The organism is Nonomuraea sp. CA-141351 (assembly GCF_050944675.1).
GTDB lineage: Bacteria > Actinomycetota > Actinomycetes > Streptosporangiales > Streptosporangiaceae > Nonomuraea.
The window spans coordinates 2193523-2215163 of record NZ_CP191982.1 but is presented as its reverse complement, the minus strand read 5'-3'; the positions used below and the strand labels follow the sequence as shown (position 1 = coordinate 2215163).

At 70.2% G+C, this 21641-nt stretch carries 20 protein-coding genes and 1 riboswitch; of the genes, 14 read left to right on the top strand and 6 right to left on the bottom strand.

From position 1 onward, the window contains the following. The first annotated feature begins 15 nt into the window (after positions 1–15). Positions 16–969 (top strand): ATP-binding cassette domain-containing protein, encoded by a 954-nt coding sequence (locus ACQPWU_RS10960; protein WP_433438796.1) that lies wholly within the window; start codon positions 16–18, stop codon positions 967–969. Then, the gene (locus ACQPWU_RS10955) at positions 966–1715 is read left to right on the top strand and encodes an ABC transporter permease (protein WP_433438794.1); all 750 of its coding nucleotides are present in this window, start codon (positions 966–968) and stop codon (positions 1713–1715) included. Before ACQPWU_RS10960 ends, ACQPWU_RS10955 begins: the two co-directional genes overlap by 4 nt. Here the strand turns inward: ACQPWU_RS10955 and ACQPWU_RS10950 are convergent. The 3 genes from ACQPWU_RS10950 to ACQPWU_RS10940 form a co-directional block, all read right to left on the bottom strand. Continuing rightward, the gene (locus ACQPWU_RS10950; protein WP_433438792.1) at positions 1695–2471 is read right to left on the bottom strand and encodes a MurR/RpiR family transcriptional regulator; all 777 of its coding nucleotides are present in this window, start codon (positions 2469–2471) and stop codon (positions 1695–1697) included. The two genes, ACQPWU_RS10955 and ACQPWU_RS10950, sit on opposite strands and share 21 nt — an antisense overlap. A gap of 565 nt (positions 2472–3036) precedes the next feature. Further along, entirely contained in the window at positions 3037–4686 is a 1650-nt protein-coding gene (gene hutU, locus ACQPWU_RS10945; RefSeq protein ID WP_433438790.1) for a urocanate hydratase, read from the bottom strand. 59 nt (positions 4687–4745) lie between these two features. Next, positions 4746–6356 carry an ABC transporter ATP-binding protein gene (locus ACQPWU_RS10940; protein WP_433438788.1) on the bottom strand — a complete coding sequence of 537 codons (1611 nt, stop codon included), beginning with the start codon at positions 6354–6356 and terminating at the stop codon, positions 4746–4748. Positions 6357–6679: 323 nt separating this feature from the next. Between ACQPWU_RS10940 and ACQPWU_RS10935 the strand changes: the two genes are divergently transcribed. From ACQPWU_RS10935 to ACQPWU_RS10915, 5 genes are all read left to right on the top strand, one after another. Continuing rightward, positions 6680–8056, top strand: coding sequence for a DUF4331 domain-containing protein (locus ACQPWU_RS10935; RefSeq protein WP_433438786.1), 1377 nt, complete (start codon positions 6680–6682; stop codon positions 8054–8056). Positions 8057–8220: 164 nt separating this feature from the next. Continuing rightward, positions 8221–9423, top strand: a complete 1203-nt coding sequence (locus ACQPWU_RS10930) for a tetratricopeptide repeat protein (protein ID WP_433438784.1) — start codon at positions 8221–8223, stop codon at positions 9421–9423. Continuing rightward, a complete protein-coding gene (locus ACQPWU_RS10925) occupies positions 9420–10916 on the top strand; it encodes a nickel/cobalt transporter (RefSeq protein ID WP_433438782.1) in 1497 nt (498 codons plus the stop codon). The genes ACQPWU_RS10930 and ACQPWU_RS10925 overlap by 4 nt, the downstream gene beginning before the upstream one ends. A gap of 59 nt (positions 10917–10975) precedes the next feature. Then, positions 10976–11551, top strand: a complete 576-nt coding sequence (locus ACQPWU_RS10920; RefSeq protein WP_433438780.1) for a PadR family transcriptional regulator — start codon at positions 10976–10978, stop codon at positions 11549–11551. Beyond that, entirely contained in the window at positions 11548–12351 is an 804-nt protein-coding gene (locus tag ACQPWU_RS10915; RefSeq protein ID WP_433438778.1) for an SGNH/GDSL hydrolase family protein, read from the top strand. Before ACQPWU_RS10920 ends, ACQPWU_RS10915 begins: the two co-directional genes overlap by 4 nt. Here ACQPWU_RS10915 and ACQPWU_RS10910 read toward each other — a convergent pair. Genes ACQPWU_RS10910 through ACQPWU_RS10900 form a run of 3 tightly spaced genes read right to left on the bottom strand, consistent with a single transcriptional unit; the run spans position 12318 to position 13994 of the window. Continuing rightward, complete coding sequence (locus ACQPWU_RS10910) at positions 12318–12482, bottom strand: hypothetical protein (protein ID WP_433438776.1); 165 nt, start codon at positions 12480–12482, stop codon at positions 12318–12320. The two genes, ACQPWU_RS10915 and ACQPWU_RS10910, sit on opposite strands and share 34 nt — an antisense overlap. 7 nt (positions 12483–12489) lie before the next feature. Beyond that, complete coding sequence (locus tag ACQPWU_RS10905) at positions 12490–13245, bottom strand: hypothetical protein (RefSeq protein ID WP_433438774.1); 756 nt, start codon at positions 13243–13245, stop codon at positions 12490–12492. 44 nt (positions 13246–13289) lie between these two features. Continuing rightward, positions 13290–13994, bottom strand: a complete 705-nt coding sequence (locus ACQPWU_RS10900; protein WP_433438772.1) for a FadR/GntR family transcriptional regulator — start codon at positions 13992–13994, stop codon at positions 13290–13292. Positions 13995–14118: 124 nt separating this feature from the next. On the opposite strand from ACQPWU_RS10900, the gene ACQPWU_RS10895 reads away from it, so the two are divergent. From ACQPWU_RS10895 to ACQPWU_RS10865, 7 genes are all read left to right on the top strand, one after another. Beyond that, the gene (locus ACQPWU_RS10895) at positions 14119–15489 is read left to right on the top strand and encodes a glutamine synthetase family protein (protein WP_433438770.1); all 1371 of its coding nucleotides are present in this window, start codon (positions 14119–14121) and stop codon (positions 15487–15489) included. Positions 15490–15498: 9 nt separating this feature from the next. Next, positions 15499–16842 (top strand): aldehyde dehydrogenase family protein, encoded by a 1344-nt coding sequence (locus ACQPWU_RS10890; RefSeq protein ID WP_433438768.1) that lies wholly within the window; start codon positions 15499–15501, stop codon positions 16840–16842. A gap of 5 nt (positions 16843–16847) precedes the next feature. After that, complete coding sequence (locus tag ACQPWU_RS10885) at positions 16848–17612, top strand: 3-oxoacyl-ACP reductase (RefSeq protein WP_433438766.1); 765 nt, start codon at positions 16848–16850, stop codon at positions 17610–17612. A gap of 14 nt (positions 17613–17626) precedes the next feature. Beyond that, positions 17627–18319, top strand: coding sequence for a gamma-glutamyl-gamma-aminobutyrate hydrolase family protein (locus ACQPWU_RS10880; RefSeq protein WP_433438764.1), 693 nt, complete (start codon positions 17627–17629; stop codon positions 18317–18319). 187 nt (positions 18320–18506) lie between these two features. After that, positions 18507–18604, top strand: a riboswitch (glycine riboswitch). Between the two features lie 132 nt (positions 18605–18736). After that, positions 18737–19822, top strand: a complete 1086-nt coding sequence (gene gcvT / locus ACQPWU_RS10875) for a glycine cleavage system aminomethyltransferase GcvT (protein ID WP_433438762.1) — start codon at positions 18737–18739, stop codon at positions 19820–19822. Next, entirely contained in the window at positions 19819–20208 is a 390-nt protein-coding gene (gcvH, locus tag ACQPWU_RS10870) for a glycine cleavage system protein GcvH (RefSeq protein WP_433438760.1), read from the top strand. The genes gcvT and gcvH overlap by 4 nt, the downstream gene beginning before the upstream one ends. Before the next feature lie 54 nt (positions 20209–20262). Then, positions 20263–21639 (top strand): L-serine ammonia-lyase, encoded by a 1377-nt coding sequence (locus tag ACQPWU_RS10865; protein ID WP_433438758.1) that lies wholly within the window; start codon positions 20263–20265, stop codon positions 21637–21639. Positions 21640–21641: the final 2 nt, after the last annotated feature.

Here is a 21641-nt window from a genome sequence, read left to right as displayed (position 1 = left end):
GAGCTGAACCCCCCAATGATCATTGAGGCACACGGCTTAAGAAAGACCTTCACCACCAGGAGCAGGAAGGGCACGCAGACCGTCGAGGCCGTCCGCGGTGTCGACCTCGAGGTGGAGAAGGGCGAGATCTTCGGCGTGCTCGGGCCCAACGGCGCGGGCAAGACCACCACGATCAGAATGCTCGCGACGCTGATCACCCCCGACGCGGGCACGGCCACCGTCGCGGGTCACGACCTGCTCAATGAGCCCGCCGCGGTGCGGAGCAAGCTCGGGTACGTGAGCCAGGCCGGCGGCGTGGAGGACACCACGAGCGCCCGGGCCCAGATCATGATGGCCGCCAAGATCCACGCCATGGCCGATCCGAAGCGGGCGACCGCCGAGGTGCTCGAGCGCTTCGACCTGACCGAGATGGCCGACCGCCCCGGCCGTACCTTGTCGGGCGGCCAGAAGCGGCGCGTCGCCATCGCGCTCGGGCTGGTCCACAACCCGCCGTTGCTCTTCCTCGACGAGCCCACCACCGGCCTCGACCCGCAGAACCGCGCGAACCTCTGGGACCGCATCAGGCAGCTGCGCGAGTCCGGCACCAGCGTGCTGCTCAGCACCCACTACCTCGACGAGGCCGACGCGCTGTGCGACCGGCTCGTGATCGTCGACCACGGCCAGATCGTGGCCGAGGGCACCCCCGGCGAGCTCAAGCGGGAGGTCTCCGGCGACGTGATCACGCTCAGGGTGGACGACCCGGAGCGGGCCGCCGAGACGCTCAAGCCGCTCGCCCGCGAGACCCGCGTCGACGAGGACCTCCTGCGCGTCTACGTCGACGACGGCGAGCACACGCTGCCCGCGCTGCTGCGGGCCCTCGAGGAGCAGGGACTGAGCCTGAGCTCGATCGCGCTCGACCGGTCCACGCTCGACGACGTCTTCCTGGCCAAGACGGGCCGTACCCTCCGTGACGCTGGAGCCGCCGCATGATCCGCCACGTCGCCCTGTTCACGGGCTACGAGCTGAAGAAGTCGTTCAGCAACCCGATCTGGCCGCTGTTCGGCATCATGCAGCCGGTGCTGTACCTGCTGATGTTCGCACCGCTGCTGAAGTCGCTGACGCCGGGCGGCACGACGACGGACGCGCTGCGGATGTTCACGCCAGCGTCGATGATGATGATCGCGGTCTTCGGGTCGCTGTTCTCCGGGTTCGGGCTGATCGCCGAACTGCGTAACGGCTCGCTCGAGCGCTACGCCGTCAGCCCCGCGTGGCGGCCCGCCATCGTGCTCGGGCGAGTGGCCAAGGACATGGTCGTGCTGGTGTGCCAGGCGATCCTGGTGCTGATCGTGGCGATCGCGATGGGGGTGCGCATCGGGGCCGTCGAGCTGCTGCTGGTGCTGCTGCTCATGGCCGCGACCGGGCTGTTCGCCTCGGGGCTGTCGCAGGGGCTCGCGCTGACGGTACGCGACGAGAACGGCATGTCACAGACGCTCAACCTCTTCATGCTGCCGATCATGCTGCTGGCCGGGCTGTTCATCCCGATCTCGTTCGCGCCCGGCTGGATGCAGGCCGTCGCTCCGATCAACCCGCTCTACCACGCGGTCGAGGCGGGGCGGGCGTTGTTCGCCGGGCGGCTGTCGGACTCGTCGATCCCGATCGCGTTCGCGGTGTTCATCGTGCTGGCGGTGCTCACCACGATCTGGTCGATGCGGTCGCTACGCAGGATCGCCGGGTAGGAACGTACCGGTCTCGTCGGTCATCCGCTCGTACTCCTCGAGCCGCGCCTGGGTGCGCAGCGGCGCCGCGTCGGCCATGGCCTCGACCAGGGCCATGGCCAGGGCCAGCGGCGCCGCGTGCGAATCGAACACGAGCCGGTCGCCGACGGGAGCGTCCAGCACGACCTCCGCCGGGAAATCGGATTTATCCGTTATGGCTGCGACGCGCAGCCCCATTTTCTCCGCATATTCCAACGCCTGCACTGCTTCGGCGGGATATCTCGGCAGCACCACGGCCACCACCCACTCCGCGCCCGCCCTGCGCGCGGCGTGCAGCCCGTCCACCAGCTCCGACCCGCCGTGCGTGAGCAGCCGCACGTCGGGGTGGATGCGGCGGGCGTAGTAGGCGAAGGTGGTGGCCAGCCCGCACGAGACCCGCAGCCCCACCACGGGGAGCGGCTCGGTGGCGGCCAGCTGCTCGCCCAGCTCTTTGAGCGGGAACGTCGACAGGCGCTCCCTGATGAGCGCGAGATTGCGGATCTCGCAGTCGATGGCCCCGCGCAGCAGGCTCTCTTGCGGGCCCTCCACCCCGCCGCCGCCCAGCACCAGCGGGCGCAGCGCCTGGCGCAGCTCGGGATATCCGGCGAACCCCAGCACCATGGCGAACCGGGTCACGGACGGCTGGCTCACCCCTGCCCGCTCGGCCAGCTCCACGCTGGACAGGAAGATCGCCTCGTCAAGATGCTCGCTCAGGTAGTGCGCGATCCTCCGTTGCACGGGCGACAGTCTCCGGCCATCCAGCAGCACGCCCAATCCACCGTGATATCCGTCCGCCACGCCCATCTCCAACGTTTCCCACCCCGCATTCTCATCCCACCCGACGCCACAACCACCCCACTGCCCCCACCTGAGACCTCGCACCACGCACCCGCCACCGCCCTGAACGTCCGCGCCGCGCATCAGCCGCACCGTACCCGCCACACGCCCACACACCACGCCATTCGCCACAGAGCCGCGGGCAGTTGCGTCGGTGGAACGACGTGCGGAAGGGTCCGGCGCAACGCGCGCGGCGGCCGGCCGCCGAAGCCCGACCGCGCCCACACACCGGTCCCTTCGGCACGCCGCCCAGCACGGGGCGCGCATGGAGAGGCGGAGGCGGCGTCTCCCGCCGGCCACCCTCCGATCGCCGCGTCAGTGGGACGACGTACGGAGGTGACTCGGCGCAACACGAGCGACGGCCGCCCTCCGAGCGCCGGGTCGGCGAGGCGACGTACGGGGGAGCCCGGCGCAACGCGCGCGGCGCCCAGCCCGCGAGCCAGGCCACAAGTCCGCGACCCCGGGGTCAGGACTCGCGCATCGGGATGCGGACGCCGCGCGTGGCGGCCACTTCGGCGGCCTCCTCGTAGCCCGCGTCCACGTGCCGCATGACCCCGGTCCCAGGGTCGTTGGTCAGCACCCGGTTCAGCTTCTCGCCCGCCAGAGCGGTCCCGTCGGCCACCGTCACCTGGCCGGCGTGGATGGACCGCCCGATGCCGACCCCGCCACCATGGTGGATGGACACCCAGGCAGCCCCCGACGCCGTGTTCAGCATGGCGTTGAGCAGCGGCCAGTCGGCGATCGCGTCCGACCCGTCCGCCATGGCCTCGGTCTCGCGGTACGGCGAGGCCACGGAGCCGCTGTCGAGGTGGTCGCGCCCGATCACGATGGGCGCCCGCAGCTCACCCGACGCCACCATGTCGTTGAAGCGCTCCCCGGCGACGTTGCGCTCCCCGTACCCGAGCCAGCAGATCCGCGCGGGCAGCCCCTGGAAGTGCACCTTCTCCCCGGCCTTCCTGATCCACCGCGCGAGCGCCTCGTTCTCGGGGAAGAGCTCCAGGATGGCCCGGTCGGTAGCGGCGATGTCGGCGGGATCCCCGCTCAGAGCGGCCCACCGGAACGGCCCCTTCCCTTCGCAGAACAGCGGCCTGATGTACGCGGGCACGAACCCGGGGAAGTCGAAGGCCCGCTCGTATCCGGCAAGCCGCGCCTCGCCCCGGATGGAGTTGCCGTAGTCGAAGACCTCCGCCCCCGCGTCCTTGAACCCCACCATCGCCTCCACGTGCCGCGCCATCGAGTCCCGCGCACGCTCCGTGAACCCCGCGGGATCCTTGTCACGCTCCGAGGCCATGTCCTCGAAGGCGACCCCCAGCGGCAGGTACATCAGGGGATCGTGCGCCGAGGTCTGGTCGGTGACGATGTCGATCTCGGCCCCGCGCGCGAGCAGGGCGGGAACGGCCTCAGCGGCGTTCGCCACGACCCCGATGGACAGGGCCTCGCGGGCGTCGCGCGCCGCGTACGCCAGCCGCAGCGCCTCATCCAGCGACGCGGCCTCGACGTCGAGGTAGCGGTGCTCGATCCGCCGGGTGACCGAGCGCGGGTCGCAGTCGATGCAGATGACCACCCCGCCGTTCATGGTGACGGCCAGGGGCTGGGCGCCGCCCATCCCGCCGAGCCCGGCCGTCAACGTGATCGTCCCGGCCAGCGTCCCGCCGAAGCGCTTGGCGGCCACGGCGGCGAACGTCTCGTACGTCCCCTGCAGGATGCCCTGCGTGCCGATGTAGATCCACGAACCGGCCGTCATCTGCCCGTACATGGTGAGCCCGGCCGCCTCCAGCCGCCGGAACTCCTCCCAGTTGGCCCAGTCGGGCACCAGGTTGGAGTTGGCGATGAGCACCCGGGGCGCCCACTCGTGGGTGCGGAACACCCCCACGGGGCGCCCTGACTGCACCAGGAGGGTCTCGTCGCCCTCGAGCGTCGTCAGCGTCCTGACCAGCGCGTCGAACGACGCCCAGTCACGCGCCGCCTTCCCCGAGCCGCCATAGACGACCAGTTGCTCGGGGTGCTCGGCGACCTCCGGATCCAGGTTGTTCTGGAGCATGCGGAGCGCCGCCTCCTGCGGCCACCCCTTGGCGGTGATCGTCGTGCCTCGCGGCGCGCGCACGCTGCGGCTCATCGTGACCCTCCTGAATGAAAACATTCATCTTTGTCACCGCAGAGTACAACGGCTAGAAGCTAGGCGACCAAGAACTGGGTGGCGGCCAGCTCCCGGTAGAGCTCGTCCTCACCGACCAGCGAGTCGTGCGTCCCGACCGCCCGTACGCCGCCGCCTTCCATGACCACGATCCGGTCCGCGTTCGTCACGGTGGACAGCCGGTGGGCGATCACCAGCACGGTGGTCTCGGTGGCCACCTCGGCGATGACCTCGCGCAGCCGCAGCTCGTTGACCGCGTCGAGCTGCGAGGTGGCCTCGTCGAGCAGCAGCAGCCTGGGCTTGCGCAGCAGCGCCCTGGCGATGGCCACGCGCTGCCGCTCACCGCCCGACAGGAGCACGCCACGGTGCCCGACCGGCGTCTCCAGCCCCTCGGGAAGCCTGGCGACCAGGTCGTCGAGCCTGGTACGTGCGACGGCCCGGCGCAGCTCCTCCTCGGTGGCGTCCTGGGCGGCGAAGAGCAGGTTCTCCCGGAGCGTTCCAGCCAGCACGGGCGCGTCCTGCTCGACGTACCCCAGCGCGGCCCGCAGCTCGCCCAGCGGCCAGTCGCGGATGTCCCGCCCACCGATCCCGATGGTCCCGCCCTGGTGGTCGTAGAAGCGTTCGAGCAGCGCGAACACCGTCGACTTGCCCGCCCCCGACGGCCCCACCAGCGCGGTCAGCCCGCCGGGCGGCACCTCGAAGCTGACCCCGTCGTGCACGACCGGCCGGTCCTCGCCGTACCTGAAGACGACGTTCTCGAACGTCACCCCGACCGGCTCGGCGGCCCCCGCGACGGCGGCGCTGACCGGCTCGGCGGGCAGCTCCTCGATCTCCTTGATCCGCTTCATCGCGGCCAGCCCCTGCTGGAGCTGCACACCGCCCTGGACGAGCTGCCCGATCGGCGGCACGAGGTAGAACAGGTACAGCAGGAACGCGATCAGGGACGACACCTCGAGCACGCCCGAGGAGACCCTGGCCCCGCCGATGGCCAGCACGGCCAGAAACGCGATCTGCACCGACATCCACGTCGCCACTCCCGCGAGCGACGTCCACCCGGCCACCTGCAGCCCCCGGTCACGGGCTCGCGTCGCCGCGTCGCCCACCACCGCGATCTCCCGCTCCTCCGCGCCGCTGGCCTTCACGGTCCTGTACGCCTGCAGCGCCCGGTCCAGCACGGCGCCCATCTCGCCCACGGCCTCCTGGGCCTGGGTCTGCGCCCGCCGGATCCTCGGCATGATCAGCGCGACCAGCCCACCGATCACCACCACCACGAGCAGCGTGACCAGCAGCAGCACGCCGTCCATGGTCGCCATCATGACGATGGCCCCGACCAGCATGAACGCGGCGCTGACGGACTCGACGATCCCGTTGGTCAGCACGGCGCGCAGCAGCGTCGTGTCACCGGTCACCCGCGACAGCAGGTCGCCCGGCTTGAGCCGGTCCACGTCCGCGACCTTGAGCCGCAGCATCCGGTCGACGAGCCTGCGCCTGGCGCCGAGCACGATGCCCTCGCCCGTGCGCTCCATCAGGTAGCTTCCCCCGGCCGACACGACCGCGCCGATCAACACCGCCGCGGTGAGTCCTAACAGCGGCCCGGCCATCGATCCTGCCTCGCCGAACGCGTCCACGACGTACTTGGCCAGCAACGGCATCGCGAGGCCCCGCAACCGATCCGATCAATCCCAGCAGCCCGCCCAGGAAAAGGATCTTCCTGTGCGGGCGGATGTAGGCGAGCAACTCCTTGAGCACCGCATCTCCTCTCACGACATATCCCGACTTTCTCCAACGAACGGGGCGGCACGATCCGCACCACGTCGCAGGGTCAACCTAAATTGACGACCTAAGTATGTCAACTTTGGTTGACCCTCATTCTCGAGGAGGAGACGACATCCGGAGGCGGCCCACGGACGAATAGGGCGTCGAGGAACCCGGCCGGAACCTCGAGTAACCGATCAGCCCTCCGAAAGGACCGAAAATGGAGCTCCGGATCAACCGGCGCGCTCTAGTCGGACTTGGCCTCGCCGCAGCAGTCGCCGCGTCGTCGTTGGCCGTGCTCCGTACCGACTCCGGCATCGCTTCCTCGCACCGCGAGGCTCCCATGATCGCGGGCGACCCGCAGCACGACAACACGGACGTGTACGCGTTCGTGAGCCCTGACAAGGCCGACACGGTGACCTTGCTGGCGAACTGGATCCCGTTCGAGGAGCCCCACGGCGGCCCGAACTTCTACCCGTTCGCCACGAAGTCCCGTTACAACATAAAGATCGACAACGACGGTGACGCCAAGCCCGACATCACCTACGAGTGGACGTTCCGCAACGAGGACAAGCGCGGCACCACCACGTTCCTCTACAACAACGGCCCGGTGACCTCGCTCGACGACCCGAACCTGCTCTTCCGCCAGCGCTACACGCTCAAGAGGATCACTCCCGGCGGCACCAGGACGCTGGTCGGCGACGGCATCGTCGCGCCGAGCAACACCGGCCCGGCCTCCATGCCCGACTACGGCACCCTGCGCGCCCAGTCGCTCAAGAACCTGCCCGGCGGCGGCAAGGTGTTCGCCGGCCAGTCGGACGAGGCGTTCTTCGTGGACCTGCGCGTGTTCGACCTGCTCTACGGCGGCAACCTGTCCGAGGTCGGCCAGGACACCACCAAGGGCTACAACGTCAACACCGTGGCCATCCAGGTGCCCGCCAAGGAGCTGGCGCTCAAGGGCGACGTCAAGCGCAACCCCGTGATCGGCATCTGCTCGACGACCGACAAGTTCAACGGCAGCAGGTACGTCCAGGTCTCGCGCCTGTGCAACCCGCTGGTGAACGAGGTCGTCTCACCCGCCGGGCTCAAGGACGCCTTCAACGCCCTGCCCCCGGAGCAGGACGCCGACGTGGCGCCGCTCGTCAAGCGGGTCACCGACCCCGAGGTGGCCAGGCTGCTCGAGACAATCTACGGCATCAAGGCCCCGGCGACCCCGCGCGCCGACCTGGTCGAGATCTTCCTGACCGGCATCGCCAAGCAGAACGGCCCGATCAAGGCCGACCTGAACTCGCAGGTGCTCAACAAGGACGCGGGCAAGCTGCGCCCCTCCGAGATGCTGCGGCTGAACATGGCGATCCCGCCCGCGAAGGACCCGAACCGCCTCGGCGTGCTGGCCGGTGACCTTCAGGGGTTCCCGAACGGCCGCCGTCTCTCCGACGACGTCGTGGACATCGAGCTGCAGGCCGTGGCCGGCGCCGCGCTGACCGGCAAGCTCGTGCCCGGGCTGACGGACAAGGTGGACAGGAACGACAAGCCCTTCCTCCAGTCGTTCCCGTACATCCCGTTGCCCAGCAACGTCGCGGTGAACCAGCGCTAACTCCCTGACCGGCCTGCTCCCTCTCCAAGCAGGCCGGTCCGCCCACCGGCGGCAGACTCCCGTCTCCCACCGTCTGCCGCCGATATGAGGCCGGCCGGCCGTGATCCCCGTCACGGCCGGCCGGCCGTCACCCCTCGAGGTCGCTCAGCACTGGAGCCTTGGACATGCGTTCCCTCGCCGTATTCGCCGGACTGGCCCTCCTCGGGGCCATGGCCTTCACGATCTTCTCGTTCTCGGCGTCGCCCTCGCGGCAGCCGGTGGCGCAGGCCAAGCCGTTCACCGAGACGCTGCAGGAGCGGCTCAAGCGCCTGCCGGGCGACTACCGCGGCTGGGCCCAGCTCTCCTCCCAGTACGTCGACCAGGCCAGGATCACCGGCGACCCGTCGTACTACACCAAGGCGGAAGGCGCGATCGCCACGGCCGCCAAGCTGAAGTCCGGCGACGACGCGGTGCTCACCGGCCAGGCGGCGCTCGCCGCGGGCCGCCACGAGTTCGCCGACGCGGTACGGCTGGCCGAGCGTGCCCTCGACGCCAACCCGTACGGCGCCGCGGCCTACGGCGTGCTGGCCGACGCGAAGACGCAGCTCGGGGACCTGCGCGGGGCGCAGCGGGCCGTGGACGAGATGATGGGCCTGCGCCCCGGAGTGGCGGCGTTCGCCCGCGCCTCGTACGCGGCCGAGCTGCGCGGCGACCTGGGCGGGGCCCGCAAATACCTCGAAATGGCAGAGAGCGACGCCTGGTCGCCCGCCGACGTCGCCTACGCCCGCTACTACCTGGGTGAGCTGGCGCTCCACTCCGGCGACGTCGCCACGGCGGCCGGCTGGTACGCCAAGGCCCTGCAGGCCTACCCCGCCTACACGCCTGCGCTCGCGGGCCAGGCGAGAACCGCCGCGCTGAGCGGCCGCCTGACGGAGGCGCTGACCCTGTACGACACGGTCGTCGAACGCCTGCCCCTCCCCCAGTACCTGATGGAGCAGGGCGAGACCAGGCTCAAGGCCGGCCAGACGGCCGACTGGACGCTGCTCAAGGCGCAGCGCGAGCTGTTCCGGGCCGCGGGCGTGCGCGACGACCTGACGTGGGCCGAGTTCGAGGCCGACCACGGGGACCCGGCGACGGCCGTCAAGCACGCCAGGGCCGAGTACGCGCGCAACCCGAACCTCGTCGCCGCCGACGCCCTGGCCTGGGCCCTGTTCAAGGCCGGCAAGCCGGCCGAGGCGCTGCCGTACGCGAAGAAGGCCACCGCCACGGGCTGGCGGAACCCGCTGCTGAAATACCACCGCGCCAAGATCGAGCAGGCGCTCGGCCGGTCCGTCAAGGTGGACGCCGGCTTCGACCCGACGCTTCCCGCATTGGCGAGGTTCTCATGAGACCGGTCCGGCTCGTCGTGCTGTCCCTCTGTGTGAGCCTCCTGCTCGGCGCCCTGCTCGGCCCTGGGGCCGCCCAGGCCGCTCCTGTGACGATGCACCCGCTGGGCAACTTCACCGTCAACCACTACAACGGCCTGCGCGTCTCGCCCTCCGAGGTACGCAGCCTCGCCGTCGTGGATCTGGCCGAGCTGCCGTCGCTGCAGGCCAGGCCGCAGGTGGACGGCTCGTACGCGGCCCGCCGCTGCGCCGCGCTGGCCGCCGCCCAGCGGCTCACGGTGGCGGGCACGGCGGTGCCGTGGCGCGTGGCCGGCTCCTCCTTCGCGTACGCCCCCGGCCAAGGGGGCCTCCAGACCAGCCGCCTGACCTGCCGGCTCGTCGCCGAAGTCCGCGCCGCGGGGGCGGTGGAGTTCGCGGACGGGTTCGAGCAGGACAGGATCGGCTGGCGCGAGATCACCGCCGTGGGCGACGGGGTGCGGCTGGTCCGCTCCTCGGTGCCTTCCGTGAGCGTGAGCAGGGAGTTGCACGCGTACCCCGACGACCTGCTGGCGAACCCGCTCGACCAGCGCACCGCCGCGCTGACCGTCGCCCCCGGCGCGAACCTGCCCGCCTCCGGCGCTCCCGGCGGCGGCACGGTGCCGGGAGGGATGGGGATCGGCGGGCCGATCGGGGACGCCCTGGCCGCCCTGGACCGGACGTTCACGGGGTTGATCGGCTCCGACTCGCTGACGGTCCCGCTCGGGCTGCTGGCGGTCGGGCTGGCCGTGGTGCTGGGGGCCGGGCACGCGCTGATCCCCGGTCACGGCAAGACCATCATGGCCGCGTACCTGGCCGGGCGGCGCGGGCGCCCGCGCGACGCGCTCGTGGTGGGCGCTACGGTGACGGCCACGCACACGGTCGGGGTGCTGGTGGTGGGGCTGCTGCTGAGCGTGTTCACGGCGCTGGCGGGCGAGTCGGTGCTGGCCTGGCTGGGCGTGGCCAGCGGCGCCCTGATCGCAGCCATCGGCCTCCGCCTCCTCCTGAACGCCCGCCGCGGCACCTCACCGCACGACCACGGCCACGGTCACGGGCACGGGCACGGGCACGGGCACGGTCACGGGCACGGGCACGGTCACGGGCACGGGCACGGTCACGGGCACGGGCATGAGAGCGAGGCCGGGGGCGAGCGGGCGACAAAACGGGCAGGCCTGGTGGGCCTCGGCATCGCGGGCGGGCTCGTCCCCAGCCCCTCGGCCCTCGTCGTCCTCCTCGGGGCCATCGCGCTCGGCCGCACGTGGTTCGGTGTGGCGCTGGTGACCGCCTACGGCCTCGGCATGGCCGCCACCCTCACCGTCACCGGCCTGCTCCTGGTCAAGCTCGTGGACCGCCTGGAACGACGTGCCACGGCGGGCCGCCGCCTGGCCGCCAGGCTCTCGAGCCTGGCCCCGGTGGGCACGGCCGCGATGGTGGTGCTGCTCGGCGCGGGCCTGGCCCTCCGCTCGGTTGCCACCCTCTAGCACCGGTACGCCCCACGGCCTATAGTCATGTCCATGACCATTCATGGACATGACTATCCATGGCCCTGAAACACGCGGTGCTGGCGGCGCTGCTCGGCGGCGAGTACAGCGGCTACCAGCTCACCAAGATCTTCGACGTCGGCGTCTCCAACTTCTGGTACGCCGCCCCTCAGCAGCTCTACGCCGAGCTGACCAAGCTGGAGGCCGACGGGCTGATCGCGGGTCGGGAGGTCGTCCAGACGGGCCGTCCCAACAAGCGGATGTTCACCGTCACGGAGGCCGGGGCCGCAGAGCTCGCCACCTTCGCGGCCACTCCGTCCAAGCCGCTGCTCATCCGCGACGACCTCGCCGTCAAGGTGCACGCCGTGGACCACGTCGATCCGGGGCCCGTGATCGAGCAGCTCCGCGAGCGGGCCGAGGAGGCAGCCGCCAAGCTCGCCCTGTTCGAGCAGATCCTCCAGCGCATGCGCGGCGACCAGGACGAGGCGACGTTCCTGCGCCAGGGCGAGCACGTGGGCCCGTACCTCTCCGGTCTCGCGGGGTGCCGCCTGGAGCGGGAGATGCGCGACTGGTGCCTGGAGACCGCCCGAGCGCTGACCGGGCGAGCAGCCCACACACGAAGGACGAACTCATGACGTATGCCCGTTACGTCGCGATTGGCGACAGCCAGACCGAGGGGCTCGGGGACGGCGACGACACCGTCGGCCATCGCGGCTGGGCCGACCGGCTCGCCGAGCACCTGGCCGCCGCCAACCCGGACCTCCTCTACGCCAACCTCGCGGTCCGCGGCCGTCAGGCGGCCCAGATCCGGGCAGAGCAACTGCCCGCCGCCCTGGCACTGCGCCCCGACCTGGTCACGGTCATGGCCGGCATGAACGACATCATCCGCTCCGGCTTCGACGCCGCCACGGTGGCGGACATCGTGGCGGACATGATCGCCCAGCTGACCGCCGCGGGCGCGCACGTGGTCACCATGACCTTCCCCGACATCGCCAGGATCGCGCCGCTGGCCCGCCCGCTCCGGCCCAGGCTGATCGACTTCAACGCCCGCGTCCGCGAGGCCGCCGCCCGCCCCGGGGTCACGCTGGTGGACACGTTCTCGCTCGACTTCGCCACGGATGCCCGGATGTGGAGCGTCGACCGGCTGCACGCGAACCCGAGCGGCCACGCCCGCTTCGCCGCCGCCGTCGCCCACGCCCTGGACCTTCCCGGCGCCGACGACACGTGGATGGCGCCGCTCCCGCCGCTGCCCACCCTGGGCGCCTGGCGCGCGGCCTCGGCTGAAATGCGGTGGTTCGCCACATTCGCCGGCCCCTGGATCGGCCGCCGCCTCCTCGGCCGCTCCTCCGGCGACGGCCGCACCGCCAAACGCCCGCTGCTCACGCCGCTGATCGACGGAAATCAGTCGATGTTGGGCAAATCCGGGTCGTCATAGTCCACGTCGCCGTCGACTTCACCGCGCCCGAACCCCCTCCGCAGCAGCGGCCAGTCGGCGACGAGGTGATCGGCGTTCAGGTGCGTCCCGTAATCGGCCCGCCGACCGGTGGCGATCACGATCTTGTACACCGACACCTCAACCATGCCGACGGCCACGCCGCGTGGAAGGCAGATCGTGACGCCCGGAGAGGAACTCCTGGAAGGCGATCTTGACCTTGATCACCGGCCGCCGCCAGCGCTCCTCACGGCGTATGGCCGTGGCCATCTTGCGCGGTGACTTCTTGGCGTAGAGCCATCGGGCCCACGGGGAGTCTGGGCGGGCCAGCCGTACCGCGCCCACCAGCAGCATCGGCGGGACGAACAGGCCCGCCATCCCCGTCCAGATCTTGCCCTTGAGCAGGGTGATGACGGCAAGCAGGAGATTGGCCACGATCAGCGCGGCCGGGTTGACCGGCGTGCCGTAGTCCCAGGTCAGGGGACGCAGGCCGATGAGGAGCAGGCCGGTGACGGCGACCGCGATGAAGACCGCGTCCACCGAGGTGCGCCCCTCCTCCTCCCAGTACACGTCGTGCAGGTGCAGGATCAGCGCGAACTCGTCCAGCACCAGCGCGGACCCGATGCCGAAGATGCAGGCGGCGGCGGCGTAGCCGGCCTGCGAGGCGAAGGAGACGATGAGCCCGGAGACGCCGCCGACCAGCATCAGCACCACACCGAACACGACGTGGTGGATGTGCATCTCGCCCACGTTCACGTTGCGGAACCAGCCGAGCTTCGCCCTGATCAGGCGGACGTTGATACGGGTGGCGATGAACGCCACGATGAGCGTGACGAAGTAACAGAACAGCGGCAGCCGTCCTGTAGCGATGATGCTCTGCTGAAACCAGTGCTCCATAACCCTAGAAACAGATGGTACGAGCCGTCCGCCCCTTCCATGCCTCAGGACAGGAATGCCCGCAAAAGAGCTGCCGTGCCCTCCAGGTGTTCGCTCACCGCCCGCCGGGCCGCGTCGGCGTCGCCGGAGAGGATGGCGTCCACGATGGCCTGGTGCTGCACGGCGGCGTGGTCCAGGTTGACCTGGAGCATCGGGATCGCGTTCAGCAGGTCGCTGACCCGCGAGCGGGCGTCGGCGCACGCCGTGGCGAGCAGGGTCGAGCCGGTCAGCTCGGCGATGGACAGATGGAAGGCCGTGTCGAGGCGGCGGTAGTCCTCGATCGGGGCCTCGTTCAGATCCGACAGCCGGCGGCAGAGCACGGCCCGCTTCTCCTCCGTCAGACCGGACGTGGCCAGAACCTGCGCCGCCCCGCACTCCACGGCCAGGCGGAACGTGAGCGCGTCCGACAGGTCGTCCATGCCCATCTCTGCCACGACCTGCCGCAGATCGCCGGCGTCCGGCTTGGGCGGCACGTACGTGACGAACGCCCCGCCGTAGCGCCCCCGGCGCACGTCGAGATAGCCGGCGTCCGACAGCGCGCGGATGGCCTCACGCAGGGTGACCCTGCTGATGCCGAGCTGGACGGCCAGCTCGCGCTCAGGCGGCAGCTTGTCGCCGGGCGGGACCACGCCGAGCTTGATCACCTGGAGCAGCCGTTCCACGGTCTCCTCGAAGGCGTTGCCGGCCCGCACCGGCCGTAACACCGTCATCAAACGCGCCGACTCGTCCAACATGTCCTCAGGTCTTGACAAGAGATCCCGGCATACACATCAATGGTCTAAGACTAGCCCAATCAGCAGGAAAGCGCCTCAGCCCAGATCGGAGCGGGACAACGTGAGCGAGGGGTCGAGCACCGGATTCCTTTCCGTCAGCGAGCTGCGCGACGAGGTGGCGGCCGGGCGCATCGACACCGTCCTTCTCGCCATCGCGGACATGCAGGGCAGGTTGCAGGGCAAGAGACTGTCCGCACGCTATTTCCTCGACGAGGTGCTGCACCACGGCTCCGAGGGATGCAATTACCTGCTGGCCGTGGACGTCGACATGAACACCGTCTCCGGCTACGCGATGTCGTCCTGGGAGCGGGGCTACGGCGACTTCGTGATGAAGCCGGACCTCGCGACATTGCGCAGGGTGCCGTGGCACGAGGGGACGGCGATGCTGATGGCGGATCTGGCCTGGGAGAGCGGCGGCGACGTGACCGCCTCGCCCCGGCAGATCCTGCGCAGGCAGCTCGCCCGCCTCGCCGAACGCGGGCTGTCCGCGTACGTGGGCACCGAGCTGGAGTTCTGCGTCTACGAGGACAGCTACGAGGACGCGTGGAAGCGCGGCTACCGGGACATGTCGCCTTCCAACCTCTACAACGTGGACTACTCGCTCCTCGGCACCGCCCGCGTCGAGCCGCTGCTCAGGCGGATCCGCCGGAGCATGGAGGGCGCCGGTCTCTACGTCGAGTCCGCCAAGGGCGAATGCAACCTGGGCCAGCACGAGATCGCCTTCCGCTACGACGAGGCGCTCAAGACCTGCGACCATCACGTCATCTACAAGACCGGCGCCAAGGAGATCGCCGCCCAGGAGGGCAAGTCGATCACCTTCATGGCCAAGCCCAACCAGCGCGAGGGCAACTCCTGCCACATCCACATCTCGCTGCGGCTCAGCGAAGGCGATCCGGTGATGGCGGGCGAGGGGCCGTACGGGCTCTCCCCGCTCGGCGCCCGCTTCATCGCCGGACAGCTGGCCTGCCTGCGCGAGCTCACCCTCCTGTACGCGCCCAACATCAACTCCTACAAGCGCTACGTCCCCGGCAGCTTCGCCCCCACGGCCGTCAAGTGGGGCGTGGACAACCGCACCTGCTCGCTCAGGCTGGTGGGCCACGGCCTGTCGCTGCGCGTGGAGAACCGGGTGCCGGGCGGCGACGTCAACCCGTACCTCGCGGTGTCCGCGCTGATCGCGGCCGGGCTGCACGGCATCGACAACGAGCTGCCGCTGGAAAGCGCGTACGAGGGCAACGCCTACGACTCCGGCGCCGAGACCGTCCCCCACACGCTGCGTGACGCGCTGGCGCTGTTCGAGGGGTCGAAGCTGGCGCGCGAGACGTTCGGCGAGGACGTGGTCGAGCACTACGCGAACAACGCGCGGGTGGAGCTGGCCGCGTTCGACGCGGCAGTGACGGATTGGGAGCTGTTCCGTGGTTTCGAGCGGATGTGAATGGGGCGCATGAAGATCGTTAATCCGGCGACGGAGGACGTCGTCGCCGACGTCGAGCTGGCCGACGCCGCCGAGGTCGACCGGGCCGTGGAGCGTGCCAGGAAGGCGTACGAGAGCTGGCGCGAGGTCTCGCCAGGCGACCGGGCGCGGCTGCTGCGCAGGTTCGCGGACCTGGTGGACGAGCACGGCGAGGAGCTGGCGCGGCTGGAGCTGGCCAACGCCGGGCACCCGATCGGCAACGCCCGCTGGGCGGCCGGCAACGTGCGTGACGTGCTGCACTTCTACGCCGGCGCCCCCGAGCGCGACCACGGCAGGCAGATTCCGGTGCCCGGTGGCGTGGACATCACGTTCCAGGAGCCGCTGGGCGTCGTCGGTGTCATCGTGCCGTGGAACTTCCCTATGATGATCATGTCCTGGGGCATGGCCCCGGCGCTCGCGGCCGGCAACACGGTGATCGTCAAACCGGCCGAGTGGACCCCGCTGACCGCGCTGAGGCTGGCCGAGCTGGCCCTCGCCGCGGGCCTCCCCGAGGGGGTGCTCCAGGTCCTGCCTGGGGCAGGGGAGGTCGCGGGGGCCCGCCTGGTGGAGCATCCCGGCGTGGCGAAGATCGTGTTCACCGGCTCGACCGAGGTGGGCAAGGAGATAGCCGCCAAGGCGGCGCAGCATGTCAAGCGGGTCACGCTGGAGCTGGGCGGCAAGTCCGCGAATATCGTCTTCGCAGACGCGGATCTCGAAAAGGCGGCGAAAACCGCCCCCTATGCTGTCTTCGACAACTCCGGCCAGGACTGCTGCGCCCGGTCCCGGCTGCTCGTCCAGGCCGCGGTGTACGACGAGTTCATGGAGCGCCTCGCGACGGCCGTACGGGGCGTCAAGGTCGGCGACCCGCTCGACGAGAGCACCGAGATGGGCCCGCTGATCAGCGCCGAGCACCTCGACCGCGTGCGCGGCTTCGTCCAGGGCACCCCCTACCTGCAGGGGTCCTGCCCCGACGGCAAGGGCTACTGGTTCCCGCCGACCGTGCTGACGCCCGGCGTGACGGACCCGGCGTTCACCGAGGAGATCTTCGGGCCCGTCGTGTCCGTGGTGCGCTTCGAGGACGAGGCCGAGGCCGTACGGATCGCGAACGACACCCCCTATGGCCTGAGCGGCTCCATCTGGACCCGCGACGTCGGGCGGGCGCTACGCGTGGCCAGGGCGGTCGAGGCGGGCAACCTGTCGGTCAACTCGCACTCGTCGGTCCGCTACTGGACCCCGTTCGGCGGCTTCAAGCAGTCCGGACTCGGCAGGGAGCTCGGCCCGGACGCCCTGGCGGCCTTCACCGAGACCAAGAACGTCTTCATCTCATGGGAGTGAATCAAGTGCAGCGGTTGCAGGACAGGGTGGCCGTCATCACCGGCGCGGGCAGCGGCATCGGGCTTGCCACCGCGCGCAGGTTCGCCGAGGAGGGCGCCAAGGTCGTCTGCGTGGACATCGACGAGGAGGCGGGCGTCAAGGCGGCGAACGAGGTCGGCGGCCTCTTCGTCAAGGCCGACGTGACCAGCGAGGACGACGTCGTCGGGATGTTCCGGACCGCCTTCGACACCTACGGCAGCGTGGACATCGCCTTCAACAACGCGGGCATCTCGCCCCCCGACGACGACTCCATCCTGGAGACCGGCCTCGACGCCTGGCGCCGGGTCCAGGAGGTGAACCTGACCAGCGTCTACCTCTGCTGCAAGCACGTCATCCCGTACATGCGGCGCCAGGGCAAGGGCTCGATCATCAACACCGCGTCGTTCGTGGCCGTCATGGGCTCGGCGACCTCGCAGATCTCGTACACGGCGTCCAAGGGCGGGGTGCTGGCGATGACGCGCGAGCTGGGCGTGCAGTTCGCCAGGGAGGGCATCAGGGTCAACGCGCTGTGCCCGGGGCCGGTGAACACGCCGCTGCTGCAGGAGCTGTTCGCCAAGGACCCGGAGCGGGCGCAGCGGCGGCTGGTGCACATTCCCGTGGGGCGCTTCGCCGAGGCGTCGGAGATCGCGGCGGCGGTGGCGTTCCTGGCCAGCGACGACGCGTCGTTCATCACGGGCAGCGAGTTCCTGGTCGACGGGGGCATCTCCGGCGCCTACGTCACGCCGCTCTAGCTCTGGGGGTCATCGTGCAGCGTCCCGTCATCGGCATCACGTCGTACGTCGAGCCGGCGAAGTTCACGGTCTGGGAGGACATGACCGTGGCGCTTCTGCCGTACATGTACGTGGAGCAGGTCGTACGCGCCGGCGGGCAGCCGGTCGTGCTGCCGCCGGCCGGCGAGCCCGCGCGGATCGTGGGCCGCCTGGACGGGCTCATCCTGGCCGGTGGCGGGGACATCGACCCGGCGAGGTACGGCGAGTCGCCTAGGGCACAAACCGGCTATATCCGCAAATTTCGCGATGAGGCGGAGTTTGCCCTTCTCACTGCGGCCCTCGACGCGGGCCTGCCGTACCTGGGCATCTGCCGCGGGCTCCAGGTGCTCAACGTCGCCCTCGGGGGCAGCCTCCACCAGCACCTCCCCGACGTGGTCGGGCACGCGGGCCACTCCCCCGCGCCCGGCCGCTTCGGCCCGCTGCCCGTCACCGCCGTCCCCGGCACCCGCGTGGCCAAGGCGCTGGGCACCGACCCCGTGACGGTCCCCCACTATCACCACCAGGCCATCGACCGCCTCGCGCCCGGCCTCACCGTCACCGCCACCGCCGGCGACGGCACGATCGAGGCGGTCGAGCTGGACTCGGCCCCCTTCGCCGTGGCCGTGCAGTGGCACCCGGAGGCCGCCGAGGACTGCGCGCTCTTCGAGGCCCTCATCGCCGCCTGCTGACGGCCGGGCGGCCGCCGCGAGCGACGTGCGAGGTGCCACAGCTCGCGAGGGCCAGGGAGGCAACCAAGCCGAAAGCCGCTGTTCGCCGATTCATACCCTTTCGACGTCACGACCCCCGGAGCGGTTCATGAGGGGCCAGAACGCGACAACACCGCCATCACACCACTAGGCTTGCGGACATCACCGGCATAACCGTGCGGGAGAGCGCCCTGACAGCCGGTCAGGGTCCCTGAAGGAGCAAGCCCTCCCCGCAAACCTCTCAAGGCAAAGGACCGCACGGCCAATGGTGACCTCTGGAAAGCAGGCCTGTGGGGCCTCGCCGAAGGTGAAAGTCCGGCAAAACTCGGGCGAAGCTCTCAGGCATCGATGACAGAGGGGGAGGATGCTGGCATCCGATCCTGTCCAGAGGTGCGACAAATGTCCCGACCCACACCGCTACGAGACGTTCACGAGAGCCTCGGCGCCACGCTCACCGACTTCGCGGGGTGGCTCATGCCGCTCCGGTACGGGAGCGAGTCCGCGGAGCACAACGCCGTTCGCCAGTCGGCCGGGCTGTTCGACCTCTCGCACATGGGGGAGATCTTCCTGACCGGGCCGCAGGCCGGTGAGGCCCTCGACTACGCGCTGGTCGGCCACCTGTCGGCGCTGGTGCCCGGTCGGGCCAGGTACACCATGATCGTCAATGAGCGCGGCGGGGTGCTCGACGACCTCATCGTCTACCGGCTCGGCGACGCGGAGTTCATGGTCGTAGCAAACGCCTCGAACTACGAAAAAGTCGGGAATGAGCTGAAAGAGCGTGCGAAGGCGTACGACGTGGTGGTCGAGGACCGCTCGGACCAGTACGCACTCATCGCCGTGCAGGGACCCCGATCCCAGGAGATCCTCGCCACGCTCACCGACGCCGACCTCGCCGGGCTCAAGTACTACGCGGGCCTGCCCGGGCTGGTCGACGGGCGGCAGGCACTCATCGCCCGCACCGGCTACACCGGCGAGGACGGGTTCGAGCTGTTCGTCGCCAATCAGGACGCGGTGCCGCTCTGGCACGCGCTCATGGCGGCGGGCAAGCCGTACGGGCTCAAGCCCGCCGGCCTGTCCAGCCGCGACACCCTCCGGCTCGAGGCAGGCATGCCGCTGTACGGGAACGAACTCGGCGTCGAACTGACCCCATTCGACGCGGGGCTGGGCAGGGTGGTGAAATTCGACAAGCCGGGCGACTTCGTCGGCAGGTCGGCGCTCGAGGCGGTCAAGGACGACACGCCGCGGCGCCGTCTCGTCGGCCTGGTCGCGCGGGGACGCCGGGTGCCGCGCCACGGCTACCCGGTCACCAAGGACGGCGCCGTAGTCGGCGAGGTCACGAGCGGTGCGCCCTCCCAGACCCTGGGAAGGCCCATCGCGATGGCCTACGTGGACGCCGGCGTCGAATCAGGCCTGGCCGTGGACATCCGGGGCAGCCAAGAACCTATGGACCTGGTAGAGCTGCCCTTCTACAGGAGGAACAAGTGAGCAACATCCCTGACGACCTGAGCTACACCAAGGAGCACGAGTGGGTGGCGGGCCTCGACGACGGCATCACCGTGACCGTCGGCGTCACGGCCTTCGCCGCCGACTCACTTGGTGACGTCGTCTACGTGCAGCTCCCCGAGGTCGGCTCGACCGTCGAGGCGGGCGACTCCGTGGGCGAGGTGGAGTCCACCAAGTCGGTGAACGAGATCTACACCCCCGTCGGCGGTGAGATCGTCGAGGTGAACCAGGTCGTCGTGGACGACCCGAGCCTGGTCAACAGCGACCCGTACGGCGAGGGCTGGATGTTCAGGGTGCGCGTCGAAGGCGAGCCCGAAGACGTGCTCTCCGCCGAGGAGTACACGGCGCTCACCTCGGGCGAATCCTGATCCACCAGCCGGGGCCCCTCGCGGGCCCCGGCCCTGCATGAAGGGCGCACATCAATGGCGATCAGCGTCTTCGACCTCTTCAAGATCGGCATCGGCCCGTCGAGCTCCCACACGGGAGGCCCGATGGCGGCCGCGCACAAGTTCGCCCGCGGGCTGCACGACGACGGCCTGCTCTCGCAGGTCACGCGCGTCGAGGCCATCCTGTACGGCTCGCTCGGCCTGACCGGCAAGGGCCACGGCAGCGACAAGGCGGTCCTGCTCGGCCTCTCCGGCGAGAAGCCCGAGCTGGTGGACGTCGACTCCATCGACGCCCGGCTGGCCGGGATGCGCGAGTCGGGCACGGTCAAGCTGTACGGGACGCACGAGATCCCCTTCGTCGTGGGCGAGCACCTCGTCTTCGAACGCAAGATCTCGCTGCCCGAGCACCCGAACGGCATGCGCTTCACCGCGTACACGGCCGATGGCGAGAAGCTGAGGGAGAAGGTCTACTTCTCGGTCGGCGGCGGCTTCGTCGTGGACGAGAAGGCCACCGGCGCCGACCGCATCAAGCCGGACGACACCGTCCTGCCCTACCCCTTCACCACCGGGGAAGAGCTGCTCAAGCACTGCTCCAACACGGGCCTGTCCATCTCGGCGCTCATGCTCGAGAACGAGAAGGCGTTCGGCCGCACCGAAGAGGAGATCCGCTCGGGCCTGCTGCGGCTCTGGGAGGTCATGTCCGAGTGCGTGCGTCGCGGCATCACCAAGGAGGGCGTCCTGCCCGGCGGCCTCAAGGTCAAGCGCCGTGCCAACCAGCTCCACCGCCGCCTGCAGTCCGAGTCGGCCGAGAAGGACCCGCTGCAGGCCATCGACTGGGTGACGCTGTTCGCGCTGGCGGTCAACGAGGAGAACGCCGCGGGCGGCCGCATCGTCACCGCCCCCACCAACGGCGCAGCCGGCATCATCCCGGCGGTCCTGACGTACTACACCCGCTTCATCCCCCACGCGGACGAGGAGGGCGTGGTGCGCTTCCTGCTGACGGCGGGCGCCATCGGCGTGCTGTTCAAGGAGAACGCCTCGATCTCGGGCGCCGAGGTGGGCTGCCAGGGAGAGGTCGGCTCGGCCTGCTCGATGGCCTCGGCCGCCCTTACCGAGGTCCTCGGCGGCACGCCCGAGCAGGTGGAGAACGCGGCCGAGATCGGCATCGAGCACAACCTGGGCCTGACCTGCGACCCGATCGGCGGGCTGGTCCAGATCCCGTGCATCGAGCGGAACGCGGTGGCCTCCAACAAGGCCATCACGGCCGCCCGGATCGCCCTGCGCGGCGACGGCCGCCACTTCGTGGCCCTCGACAAGGCCATCAAGACCATGCGGGACACGGGCCGGGACATGCTGGACAAGTACAAGGAGACGTCGCGGGGCGGACTCGCCGTGAACGTGATCGAGTGCTGAAT

Coding starts and splice junctions, on each gene's coding strand:
- ACQPWU_RS10960 (WP_433438796.1), top strand. CDS start 16: ATGATCATTGAGGCACACGGCTTAAGAAAGACCTTCACCACCAGGAGC.
- ACQPWU_RS10955 (WP_433438794.1), top strand. CDS start 966: ATGATCCGCCACGTCGCCCTGTTCACGGGCTACGAGCTGAAGAAGTCG.
- hutU (WP_433438790.1), bottom strand. CDS start 4,686: ATGAGCCGCAGCGTGCGCGCGCCGCGAGGCACGACGATCACCGCCAAG.
- ACQPWU_RS10940 (WP_433438788.1), bottom strand. CDS start 6,356: ATGCCGTTGCTGGCCAAGTACGTCGTGGACGCGTTCGGCGAGGCAGGA.
- ACQPWU_RS10935 (WP_433438786.1), top strand. CDS start 6,680: ATGGAGCTCCGGATCAACCGGCGCGCTCTAGTCGGACTTGGCCTCGCC.
- ACQPWU_RS10930 (WP_433438784.1), top strand. CDS start 8,221: ATGCGTTCCCTCGCCGTATTCGCCGGACTGGCCCTCCTCGGGGCCATG.
- ACQPWU_RS10925 (WP_433438782.1), top strand. CDS start 9,420: ATGAGACCGGTCCGGCTCGTCGTGCTGTCCCTCTGTGTGAGCCTCCTG.
- ACQPWU_RS10920 (WP_433438780.1), top strand. CDS start 10,976: ATGGCCCTGAAACACGCGGTGCTGGCGGCGCTGCTCGGCGGCGAGTAC.
- ACQPWU_RS10915 (WP_433438778.1), top strand. CDS start 11,548: ATGACGTATGCCCGTTACGTCGCGATTGGCGACAGCCAGACCGAGGGG.
- ACQPWU_RS10905 (WP_433438774.1), bottom strand. CDS start 13,245: ATGGAGCACTGGTTTCAGCAGAGCATCATCGCTACAGGACGGCTGCCG.
- ACQPWU_RS10900 (WP_433438772.1), bottom strand. CDS start 13,994: ATGACGGTGTTACGGCCGGTGCGGGCCGGCAACGCCTTCGAGGAGACC.
- ACQPWU_RS10890 (WP_433438768.1), top strand. CDS start 15,499: ATGAAGATCGTTAATCCGGCGACGGAGGACGTCGTCGCCGACGTCGAG.
- gcvT (WP_433438762.1), top strand. CDS start 18,737: ATGTCCCGACCCACACCGCTACGAGACGTTCACGAGAGCCTCGGCGCC.
- ACQPWU_RS10865 (WP_433438758.1), top strand. CDS start 20,263: ATGGCGATCAGCGTCTTCGACCTCTTCAAGATCGGCATCGGCCCGTCG.